The sequence below is a fragment of the Rhodopseudomonas sp. AAP120 genome (assembly GCF_001295845.1).
Taxonomy (GTDB): Bacteria; Pseudomonadota; Alphaproteobacteria; order Rhizobiales; family Xanthobacteraceae; genus Rhodopseudomonas.
This window is the reverse complement of record NZ_LJIC01000083.1, coordinates 1-11,153: the sequence shown is the minus strand read 5'-3', so window position 1 is coordinate 11,153 and position 11,153 is coordinate 1. Positions and strand designations below refer to the sequence as shown.

At 67.3% G+C, this 11,153-nt stretch carries 7 protein-coding genes; 4 read left to right on the top strand and 3 right to left on the bottom strand.

Features of this window, described 5'->3' with window-relative positions:
* Nucleotides 1–192 precede the first annotated feature (192 nt).
* The 3 genes from IP86_RS14415 (at nucleotide 193) to IP86_RS14405 (ending at nucleotide 4,126) form a co-directional block, all read left to right on the top strand.
* On the top strand, nucleotides 193–1,125 hold the full coding sequence (locus tag IP86_RS14415; protein WP_054163227.1) for a tyrosine-type recombinase/integrase: 933 nt from the start codon (nucleotides 193–195) through the stop codon (nucleotides 1,123–1,125).
* A 263-nt stretch (nucleotides 1,126–1,388) separates the two neighbouring features.
* Complete coding sequence (dapA, locus tag IP86_RS14410) at nucleotides 1,389–2,327, top strand: 4-hydroxy-tetrahydrodipicolinate synthase (RefSeq protein WP_054163226.1); 939 nt, start codon at nucleotides 1,389–1,391, stop codon at nucleotides 2,325–2,327.
* Nucleotides 2,328–2,470: 143 nt separating this feature from the next.
* Nucleotides 2,471–4,126 (top strand): SGNH/GDSL hydrolase family protein, encoded by a 1,656-nt coding sequence (locus IP86_RS14405; RefSeq protein ID WP_054163225.1) that lies wholly within the window; start codon nucleotides 2,471–2,473, stop codon nucleotides 4,124–4,126.
* Nucleotides 4,127–4,343: 217 nt separating this feature from the next.
* Here IP86_RS14405 and IP86_RS14400 read toward each other — a convergent pair whose 3' ends face one another.
* Entirely contained in the window at nucleotides 4,344–5,078 is a 735-nt protein-coding gene (locus tag IP86_RS14400; protein WP_054163228.1) for an SDR family NAD(P)-dependent oxidoreductase, read from the bottom strand.
* Nucleotides 5,079–5,224: 146 nt separating this feature from the next.
* On the opposite strand from IP86_RS14400, the gene IP86_RS14395 reads away from it, so the two are divergent.
* Nucleotides 5,225–6,001, top strand: coding sequence for an SDR family NAD(P)-dependent oxidoreductase (locus IP86_RS14395; protein ID WP_054163224.1), 777 nt, complete (start codon nucleotides 5,225–5,227; stop codon nucleotides 5,999–6,001).
* Between the two features lie 556 nt (nucleotides 6,002–6,557).
* Here the strand turns inward: IP86_RS14395 and IP86_RS14390 are convergent.
* Nucleotides 6,558–8,015, bottom strand: a complete 1,458-nt coding sequence (locus IP86_RS14390; protein WP_054163223.1) for a glutamate synthase subunit beta — start codon at nucleotides 8,013–8,015, stop codon at nucleotides 6,558–6,560.
* Nucleotides 8,016–8,170: 155 nt separating this feature from the next.
* Nucleotides 8,171–11,153: glutamate synthase large subunit (gene gltB / locus IP86_RS14385; protein WP_156332510.1), on the bottom strand; the 2,983-nt coding region annotated here is incomplete at its 5' end.

Genomic DNA, 11,153 nt, shown 5'->3' with positions numbered 1-11,153 from the left:
ACCGCTTGAACAGCTGCGATCATCCAAAGATAACGGCTCATAATTCCGAGTTATGTCGGCATTTGCTCTCAAGCGATTGAGCTGAATTCTCCGTACAATCGATAACCTTGAGTCGAAAAATCACCACGGCGCCTAGGCTTTAGTAGAAGATGTCAGGCAAATTACCTCCGCCCCGGTTGGGCGGAGCGCGGAATGAACCTCAGCAAATCGATCGCCTCGTTTCTCGATCATTGTTCGGTCGAGCGGCAGTTGTCGGACCATACGTTGCAGGCTTACGGCTACGATCTGGCGGATTTTGCCGCGTGGATTGGGACACGGCGGCGGGAGGACAAGGTGTTTTGCGCGGATGGGCTGATCGCCACCGAGCATCTGCGCGCCTATCTGGAGCACATGACCGGGCGGAAGCTGTCGGCATCGACGGTGCGGCGGCGGCTGGCGTGCTTGCGTTCGTTTTTCCGCCACCTGGAAGATCGGGGCGCGATGCCTAATCCGTTCGATGGCTGGCGGCTGAAGCTGCCGAAGCGAAAGCGATTGCCGCGGACGTTGTCGCGGGACGAGACGACGCGGCTTCTGAAATCGACGCGAGCACCGGGCGCGGCTCGGCATGCGGCGCCAGACGCACCATCACTGTGCACCGAGATCCGCCTGATGATCGCAACCGGCATCCGCATCGGCGAGCTGTGCAAGATCGCCAGCAGCGACGTCGCCAGCGACGGCGCCGCGATCCGGATCCACGGCAAGGGCTCGCGCGACCGCGTCGTCTACGTCACCGATGCGCGGCTACGCACAGAGCTGCGCAAGCTGGCTGGTCAGCGTCAACGTATGCTCGGCAGCGACGGCCCGCTGTTCGTCAACCGCAACGGCACCAAGCTGCGCCCGCATTCCTTCCGCACCAAGCTACGCACCTTCGCGGGACAGGCCGGCGTCCGCCGCCGCGTCACGCCGCACATGCTGCGGCACACTGCCGCGACACTGCTGATCGAGAACGGTGTCGACATCCGCATCGTGCAGCGGCTGCTCGGGCATTCGAGCATCGCCACCACGGAGATCTACACCCACGTCTCCGACGAGGCGCTGCGGTCGACGCTGGAACGCGCCAACATTCTCGGTGGCCTGGCGCGCTGACCTGCGACCGTCTAAGCGCACTGCTCGAAACGCAAATCGGCCGGCCCCGCGCCTTCGTCGTTGACAAAACCAGCGGCGCGGGTCCTACTGATCGCATGATCACTCGCGCCGCTCATTACGCCTACAAAAACCGCGCTCCTTTCGGGGCCGGGGACGCACGCGTGCGCTAGATCGATCGCAGTTCGCATTCACCCAAACCCCGCCGGTTTCGACGGGGTTTTTTGTTGCGCTTCGTCGGCCGGCTCCTCTCAGGAGACACGACGATGGAATCCGACTCTGAGCCACCCAGCGGCCTGTGGCTGCCGCTGATTACGCCATTCCGCGACGGCGCGCTCGACGCCGCTTCGCTGCGGCGGCTGATCAGGCATTACGCGCGGCAGCCGATCGACGGGCTGATTCTCGCCGCCACCACCGGCGAAGGCCTGGCACTCGACGACGGCGAGATCGAACAACTGGCGATGCTGACGGCCGAAACGCTGGCCGAGGCCGGCCGCGCGCTGCCGGTGTGGCTCGGCATGTCCGGCGCCGATACACGCAAGCTGGTGCGGACGCTGGCGCGTATCGCGAACTGGCCGGTCGACGGCTACCTGATCGCCTGCCCGTACTACACGCGGCCGTCGCAGGACGGCCTCGTGCTGCACTTCGAAGCGCTGGCCGAAGCCACGGCGCGGCCGATCATGCTGTACAACATCCCGGCCCGCACCTGCGTCAATCTCGGCAACGACGCGCTGCTACGGCTGGCCGAGCGCCCCAACATCGTCGGCCTCAAGGATTGCTGCGCCGAACTGCGCCAGACCAATGATCTGCTGCGGCTCCGACCGCCGGGGTTTTCCGTGCTCAGCGGTGAGGACGCGCTGTTCTACGGCGCGCAAGTGCGCGGCTGCGACGGCGCGGTGCTGGCCTCGGCGCATCTCGAGACCGCGGCGTTCGCGGCCGTGCGGCAGCGCATCCTGGACGGGGATCGGCTCGGCGCCTCGCTGGAATGGCAGCGCCTGGCCGATCTGCCACGGCTGTTGTTCGCCGAGCCCTCGCCGGCGCCGCTGAAATATTGCCTGTGGCAGCAGGGACTGATCGACAGCCCGCAGCTGCGGCTGCCGATGACCGGCGTCAGCCCGGCCCTTGCGGCGGCCCTCGATGCGCGGCTTTCGGCCGTGAAAACGGCCACTTACGCCGATCGCGAGCGCCGCCTTCCGGCCGGCTGAGCGGCCGCCGATGCTCGGCCGCGGCCCTTGACGGCGGCGGCCGATCACAGGCGTATGCTGTGCCGCGAAGGCTGCCCGGTTGCGGCCCGAATCCGCTAGTATAGATCGAGTTCCCTCCTCCTGTTGCGAGCGCGGCCGAGCTTATGTCCGAGAAGCCGAAATCCCTGCTGGGCGCGTTGACGAGGCGCGGGCCGGTCCTGGCCGTCTCGGCGCTGCTGCTGATCGGCGTCGCCGCGCCGGCGTCGGCGCAGTTCTTCGGCTTCGGCGGGCCGTCGCAACCGCCGCCGCGTCCGCCCCGCGGCGTCGGCAATGGCGGCGGATACAATGGCGGCGGAGGCGGATTCTTCGGCAGCGACGTGTTCGCGCCGTTCCAGCATCAGGCGCCGCCGCGCCGCGCGCCGGTGCGCGAGGATTATTCGCGCGCGCCCGCGCCGGAGAAGCGCGAGACCGCGGCCGAACGCAACGTCGTGGTGCTCGGCGACGCGATGGCCGACTGGCTCGCTTACGGCCTCGAGCAGGCCTACACCGAGCAGCCCGAAATGGGCGTGATCCGCAAGCACAAGACCGTCTCGGGCCTGCTGCGCTATCAGCCCAAGGGCGAGCCGTCCGACTGGACCGCCGCCGCCAAGGAGATCCTGGCCGCCGAGAATCCCGACGCCATCGTGGTGATGCTCGGCCTCAACGACCGCGTGCCGATCACCGAGACCGCCGCCGACAAGAAGAAGGACGCCGACCCGTCCAAGCCTGATGCGGCCAAGCCGGATGCGGCTAAGCCCGACGCCGCCAAGCCGGACGACAAGAGCGCCGACAGCGACGCCGCCGACGATGACGAGGACGACGACGGCGCGCCGCAGATCATGGCGCCGGAGAAATCCAAGCGCGGCAGCGGCGTCGCGCAGTTCCGCGACACCCGCTGGGCCGAGCTCTACAGCAAGAAGCTCGACGAGATGATCGCGGTGCTGAAGACCAAGGGCGTGCCGGTGCTGTGGGTCGGCCTGCCCGCGGTGCGCGGCACCAAGTCGACCTCCGACGCGCAGTTCCTCAACGCGCTGTATCGCGACGCCGCCGCCAAGGCGGGCATTAGCTATGTGGACGTCTGGGACGGCTTCGTCGACGAAGGCGGCCGCTACATGCTGCAGGGCCCGGACTTCGAGGGCCAGACCCGCCGGCTGCGCTCCTATGACGGCGTGTATTTCACCAAGGCCGGCGCCCGCAAGCTGGCGCATTACGTCGAGCGCGAGATCGCGCGGTTGCTCGCCGCCCGCTCCGGGCCGATCGCACTGCCGACCGAGCCGGCAACGCCGGACACCACGCCGGCCAAGCCGGAAGGTCCGCCGCCGCGTCCGATCGCCGGGCCGATCGTGCCGCTGGTCGCCTCCGCGGTATCGACCGACAAGCTGCTCGGCGGCCCGGGCGTGTCGCCGGTTCCGGTCGATGCGCTGGTCAGCCGCACGCTGGTGAAGGGCGAGCCGCTCGCCGCCCCGGCCGGCCGCGCCGACGACTACACCTGGCCGCGCCGCGAGATCGTGGTCGAGAAGGCGCAGGAGCCGCCGCCGCCCAAGGAGCCGCCGAAGAGTGCGGTGCCGATGGCGAGCAACAGCCCGAGCGGCGGTGCGCCGTCGCGCGATGGCGGCCCGCAGCAGCAGGCTCAGCAGCAGCGCCGCGTCGTCCGCGCCGCACCGCCTCCGCCGCCGCCCGCCGCCTCGGGCTTCTTCGGCTTCGCCCCGGCGCCGCAACAACCACAAACCCGCCGCGCCCCCCCGCCGACGGCATCGGGATTCTTCTCGATATTTCGGTGAGCGCGATGCCCTCGGCCGTACGCGCGCACTGTTAGTCCGCATCAGCCGCGATCCATGACGCTCGGCCCTCATGGTGAGGAGCCCGGCGAAGCCGGGCGTCTCGAACCATGAGGTGGCACGGACTTGCGGCGCATCCTTCGAGACGCCCGGCTGCGCTCTGCGAGCTTCGCCCGGCTCCTCAGGATGAGGTCGCGATGCGTTGAAGCGCTGCGCGCTGCTACAGAATCAGCCCGCCGTCCACCGCCAGTGTCTGGCCGAGCACGTAGCTCGACAGCGGCGAGGCGAGGAACAGCGCGACGCCGGCCATGTCTTCGGGCGTGCCGAGGCGCTTCATCGGGATGCCTTCGATGGCGCCGGCGAGGCGCTTCGGATTGTCGGTGGTGACCTTGGTCATCTTGGTATCGACCAGGCCGGGCGCGATGCCGTTGACGCGGATGCCGTCCTCGGCCCAGGCCTGCGCCAGCGTGCGCGTCAGCCCATAGGCGCCGGTCTTGGACGCATTGTAGGCCGGATTGCCCTTGGTGGCGTGGAACGCCGCGGTCGACGACACGATGATCAGCTTGCCGCCCGACGCCTTCAGCTGCGGATGGAATTTGGTCGCGCAGGCCATCAGGCTCATCAAATTGACTTCCATCACGTGGCGGAAGCCGTCCATCTCGAATTCGCCGCGGCGATAGATCACAGCGCCCTGCGCCAGGATCAGCACGTCGAGCCGGTCGATCGGCGGCGCGAACGCCTCCACCGCCTGCGGCTTGCCGACGTCGAGCTGCACGTAAGTCAGCCCGTCGAAGTGACTGCCGTCCGCCGCCGCGTAGTCGGCCTGCGACGCCCGCGTCCCGGTGACGCACACCTTGGCGCCGTGAGCGCGAAACGCCTGCGCGATGCCGTTGCCGATGCCGCTCGAGCCGCCGACGATCAGCACCTGCTTGCCACTGAAATCGAGTTCGTTCACCGCGAACCTCCCGTTGTTGTCGTTGTCGCGGCTCTTGTGACGGCCGCGTTTGACCTGTGTGTCGATCGATGCCAGCCTTGTCAATCGGAGCCGGGCCGCGCGACGCGCCTGCGAATTCCGCAACAAGAAACAACCGGAGGAAACCGATGTCGTACAAACCCCTGAGCCGTTCCGTCAAAGGCCTGCGCGTACTCGTCACCGGCGCGGCGAGCGGCATGGGCCGCGCCACCGCGCATGTGTTCGCCGACGAAGGCGCGCGCGTCGCCGTCACCGACGTGACGCTCGACGGCGCGCAGCCGGTCGCCGATGCCATCAAGGCGCGCGGTGGCGACGCGACCGCCTTTGCGCTCGACGTCGGCAACGCGCAGGCGATCAAGACCGGCGTCGAAGCGATCGCGCAGCAACTCGGCGGGCTCGACATCGTCATCAACAACGCCGGCATCTCGGCGGCGCTGCCGATCGACGACGCCAACTACGAGGCGGTGTGGGAACGCGCGCTCGCCATCCTGCTCACTGCGCATCCGCGCGTCATCCGCGCCGCGCTGCCTTACTTGCGCAAGTCGCAGAGCCCGCGCATCGTCAACATCGCCTCGACTGAAGCACTCGGCGCCACCTCGCCGCACAGCCCATACTCTGCCGCCAAAGCCGGCGTCACCGGTCTGACGCGTTCGCTCGCCGTCGAGCTCGGCCCCGAAGGCATCACCGTCAACTGCATCTGCCCCGGCCCGATCACCACCGGCATGACCGATCGCATCAGCGACGAGCATAAACAGAAATACGCAAGACGCCGCACCGCCCTGCACCGCTACGGCGACCCGGAAGAAGTCGCGCATATGACGCTGAGCCTGTGCCTGCCGGCCGCCTCGTTCATCACCGGCGCGGTGATCCCGGTCGACGGGGGCCTGATGGCGAGGAATGCGTGAGGATCGCATGATCCTCTTGTTAGTCATTCCGGGGCGCGCGTAGCGCGAACCCGGAATCCATACGCCGCAGCACTGGCGATGCGGCAAAGACGTAGTAACGGACACCTGGACGTAATCGCGAACACAGGGGCTATGGATTCCGGGCTCACGCGCGTCGCGCGTGCCCCGGAATGACTCGCGGATAGTTCGTGCCCTCTCGCGTCGCCCCACCCCCACCCGTCATCCCCGCGCATGCGGGGATCCAGTATCCCGGAGAGCCCGCGTCGAAGCACGACATCACGGCGAGGCCCTGGCAGACTAGGTCGTCCGATCAAGTCGGACGATGACGACACGGGAGGTGGCGAGCGCTTCTGTCACCAGGAGGGTTGAACGCGGCAAGCCCTACTTTCCGGCACGGCGTCATTGCCGGGCTTGACCCGGCAATCCATCCTCTTCGTATCAAGCCGGATTAGTTGCGCGCTACGCGCGCGATGGATGCGCGGGTCGAGCCCGCGCATGACGGCAGAGGGCGTGGCGAGCGCTATGCACTGGCTCGCGGGCGATCGCGACGCCCCGCCTACCTCGGCAGCGTCGTGCTGCCCATCAGAAACCGATCAATCGCCTGCGCCGCCAGGCGCCCTTCGCGGATCGCCCAGACCACCAGCGACTGGCCGCGGCGCATGTCGCCGGCGGCGAAGACTTTGTCGATCGAGGTGGTGAAGCGGTCGAGGTCGGCTTTGACGTTGCCGCGCGGGTCGAGGGTGACGCCGAGCTGAGTCAGGAGGCCGTCCTTGACCGGGGAGACGAAGCCCATTGCCAGCAGCACGAGGTCGGCTTCGAGCACGAATTCGGTGCCGGGGATCGGCTGGAATTTGCCGTCGACGCGGACGCAGTTGAGCTTGGTGACCTTGCCACCCTCGCCTTCGAACGACACCGTGTTGACGGCGAAGTCGCGCACGGCGCCTTCGGCCTGGCTCGACGAGGTGCGCATCTTCATCGGCCAGTTCGGCCAGGTCAGGCCCTTGTCTTCCTTCTCGGGCGGCGCCGGCATGATCTCGATCTGGGTGACGCTGGCGGCGCCCTGACGGATCGAGGTGCCGATGCAGTCCGAGCCGGTGTCGCCGCCGCCGATCACGACGACGCGCTTGCCGGTGGCGAGGATCTCAGGTCTATCGCCGAGCGGCTCGCCGGAGACGCGGCGGTTCTGCTGGGTGAGGAAGTCCATCGCGAAGTGCACGCCGGCGAGCTCGCGGCCGGGAATCGCCAGATCACGCGGATACTCCGCGCCGCCGGTGAGCGCGACGGCATCGTACTGCTTCAAGAGCTCGGCCGGATCGACCGCGCCCGGGGCGGTGCCGCCGACCGGGCTGTTGTAGTGGAAGGTGACGCCCTCGCCCTCCATCTGCGCGACGCGGCGGTCGATCAGATGCTTCTCCATCTTGAAGTCGGGAATGCCGTAGCGGAGCAGGCCGCCAGCCTTGGCGAGCTTCTCATAGACGTGGACGTCGTGCCCGGCGCGCGCCAGCTGCTGCGCGGCGGCGAGGCCGGCCGGGCCGGCGCCGATGATGGCGACGCTCTGGCCGGTCTTGATCGAGGCGATCTCCGGCTTGATCCAGCCGTTCTCGAAGGCGCGGTCGACGATGGCGCATTCGATGGTTTTGATGGTGACCGGATTGTCGTCGATGTTCAGCGTACACGACGCTTCGCACGGCGCCGGGCAGATGCGGCCGGTGAATTCCGGGAAGTTGTTGGTCGAGTGCAGGTTACGCGCCGCTTCCTGCCAGTTGTCGTTGTAGACGAGGTCGTTCCAGTCCGGGATTTGGTTGTTGACCGGACAGCCGGGCGTGCCCGGATGCGCCGAGCCGGTGCCGTGGCAATACGGAATGCCGCAATTCATGCAGCGCGCGGCCTGGTCGCGCAGGTCTTTGTCGCTGAGCGGGACGACGAACTCGTTGTAGTTCTTCACCCGCTCCGCCACCGGCGCATACGCGCGGTCGTGACGCTCGATTTCCAGAAATCCCGTGACCTTGCCCATCGAAACTAACGCCCCGAATTCTTGTCTTTGACTTTGTGTCGTGAACCGCATCCCGGCGTCATTGCGAGGAGCGAAGCGACGAAGCAATCCAGCCCGGTGTGCGGAGCCTCTGGATTGCTTCGCTTCGCTCGCAATGACGAGGAAGCGCTGGTGAACTACGCCCCGATGGCGATCTTCGGCTCCTCGGCGGCGCGCGATTTCAGTTCGCGCAGCGCACGGCGATACTCGACCGGCATCACCTTGCGGAATTTCGGCAGCCACTCTTTCCAGTTCGCCAGGATCTCGGCGGCGCGCTTCGATCCGGCGTATTTGGCGTGGCGCGAGATCAGCACGTGCAGCCGCTCGACGTCGCTGCCGAGCAGATCGGCGAACACGTCGACCCGGCCGTGCGCTTCGAGATCGCCCGACTGGTGATAGGTGCCGGCGTTGATCATCTCTTCCGACAGCACCGGCTCGAGCTCGACCATCGCCATGTTGCAGAGCTTGGCGAAGCTGCCGTCCTCGTCCAGCACGTAGGCGACGCCGCCCGACATGCCGGCCGCGAAGTTGCGCCCGGTCTTGCCGAGCACCACAACGATGCCGCCGGTCATGTATTCGCAGCAATGATCGCCGGCGCCTTCGACCACCGCGACCGCGCCGGAGTTACGCACGGCGAAACGCTCGCCGGCGACGCCGCGGAAGTAGCACTCGCCCTCGATCGCGCCGTACATCACGGTGTTGCCGACGATGATCGACTGCTCGGGCACGATGCCGGAGATCGCCGGCGGCCGGACGATGATCTTGCCGCCCGACAGGCCCTTGCCGACATAGTCGTTGCCTTCGCCTTCGAGATCGAAGGTGATGCCGCGCGCCAGCCAGGCGCCGAACGCCTGACCCGCGGTGCCCTTGAGGTGCACCTGGATGGTGTCGTGCGGCAGGCCGGCATGACCGTAATGCTTGGCCACCACGCCGGACAGCATCGCGCCGGCGGAACGGTTGGTGTTGTTGATCTCAGCCTCGAACTTCACCGGGGCGCCGCGGTCGATCGCCGGCTGCGCCTTGGCGATCAGCTCGCGGTCCAGCACCTTCTCGAGGTGATGGTTCTGGGTCTCGGAGTGATAGATCGTCTGACCCTTCTCGGCCTTCTGCTTGTAGAACAGCTTGGAGAAGTCGAGGCCCTTGGCCTTCCAGTGCGCCACCAGCGCCTGCTGGTCGAGCATCTGCGACTGACCGACCATCTCGTTGAAGCTGCGATAGCCGAGCGAGGCCATCAGCTCGCGCACTTCCTCGGCGACGAAGAAGAAGTAGTTGATGACATGCTCGGGCTGGCCGGTGAAGCGCTTGCGCAGCACCGGGTCCTGCGTCGCGACGCCGACCGGGCAGGTGTTGAGATGGCACTTGCGCATCATGATGCAGCCGGCCGCGATCAGCGGGGCAGTGGCGAAGCCGAACTCGTCGGCGCCGAGCAGCGCGCCGATCACGACGTCGCGGCCGGTGCGGAAGCCGCCGTCGACCTGGACGACGATGCGCGAGCGCAGCCGCTCACGCACCAGCGTCTGATGCGTCTCGGCGAGGCCGATTTCCCACGGCGAACCGGCGTGCTTGATCGAGGTCAGCGGCGAAGCGCCGGTGCCACCCTCGAAGCCCGCAATGGTGACGTGGTCGGCGCGCGCCTTGGCGACGCCGGCCGCAACCGTGCCGACGCCGATTTCCGACACCAGCTTGACCGACACCGCACTCGACGGATTGACGTTCTTCAGATCGTAGATCAGCTGCGCCAGATCTTCGATCGAGTAGATGTCGTGATGCGGCGGCGGCGAGATCAGGCCGACGCCCGGGGTCGAGTGACGCACCGCCGCGATGGTCGCGTCGACCTTGTGGCCGGGCAGCTGACCGCCTTCGCCGGGCTTGGCGCCCTGCGCCATCTTGATCTGCATCATGTCGGAGTTGGCGAGATACTCCGTGGTGACGCCGAACCGGCCGGAGGCGACCTGCTTGATGGCCGAGCGCATCGAGTCGCCATTTGCCATCGGCTTGAAGCGATCGGCTTCCTCGCCGCCCTCGCCGGTGTTCGACTTGCCGCCGATCCGGTTCATGGCGATCGCCAGCGTGGTGTGCGCCTCGCGCGAAATCGAGCCGAAGCTCATCGCGCCGGTCGAGAACCGCTTGACGATCTCGGCCGCCGACTCGACTTCAGCGAGTGGCACCGGCTTGCGGCCTTCGGCCTCGGCGCCCTTGATCTTGAACAGGCCGCGCAGCGTCAGCAGGCGCTCCTGCTGCTCGTTGAGGATGCGGGCGAATGCGCGGTAGCGCTCCTGCGAGTTGCCGCGCACAGCATGCTGAAGCGTCGCCACCGACTCGGCCGTCCAGGCATGGTCTTCGCCGCGCGACCGGAAGGCGTATTCGCCGCCGACGTCGAGCGCGCTCTTGTAGACCAGCGCCTCGCCGAACGCATCGTGATGACGGCGCACGGTTTCCTCGGCGATCTGCGCCAGGCCGACGCCTTCGATCTGCGAATGCGTGCCGGCGAAGTACTTGGCGATGAAGTCGTTGCGCAGGCCGACCGCGTCGAAGATCTGCGCGCCGCAATACGACTGATAGGTCGAGATGCCCATCTTGGACATCACCTTCAACAGGCCCTTGCCGATCGACTTGATGTAGCGCTTGACGATCTCGTAGTCGTCGAGCTTGGCCGGCAGCTTGTCCTTGAGCGCGATGATGGTCTCGAACGCCAGATACGGGTTGATGGCTTCGGCGCCGTAACCGGCCAGGCAGGCGAAGTGGTGCACTTCGCGCGGCTCGCCGGATTCGACCACGAGGCCGACCGAGGTGCGCAGGCCGACACGGATCAGATGATGATGCACCGACGCGCAGGCGAGCAGTGACGGGATCGGAATCCGGTCGCTGCCGGTGGCCCGGTCGCTGAGGATGATGATGTTGACGCCGTCACGCACCGCGGCTTCGGCGCGGGCGTTCAGTTCGTCCAGCACCTGCTCCATGCCGGCCGCGCCGAGCCCGGCGTGGAAGGTGGTGTCGAGCGTGCGCGACTTGAAGTGCGAGTCGCCGACCTCGGAGATCGAGCGGATCTTTTCCAGGTCGCCGTCGGTGAGGATCGGCTGGCGCACTTCGAGCCGCTTGTGGCCGGCGGCGCCGAGCGTG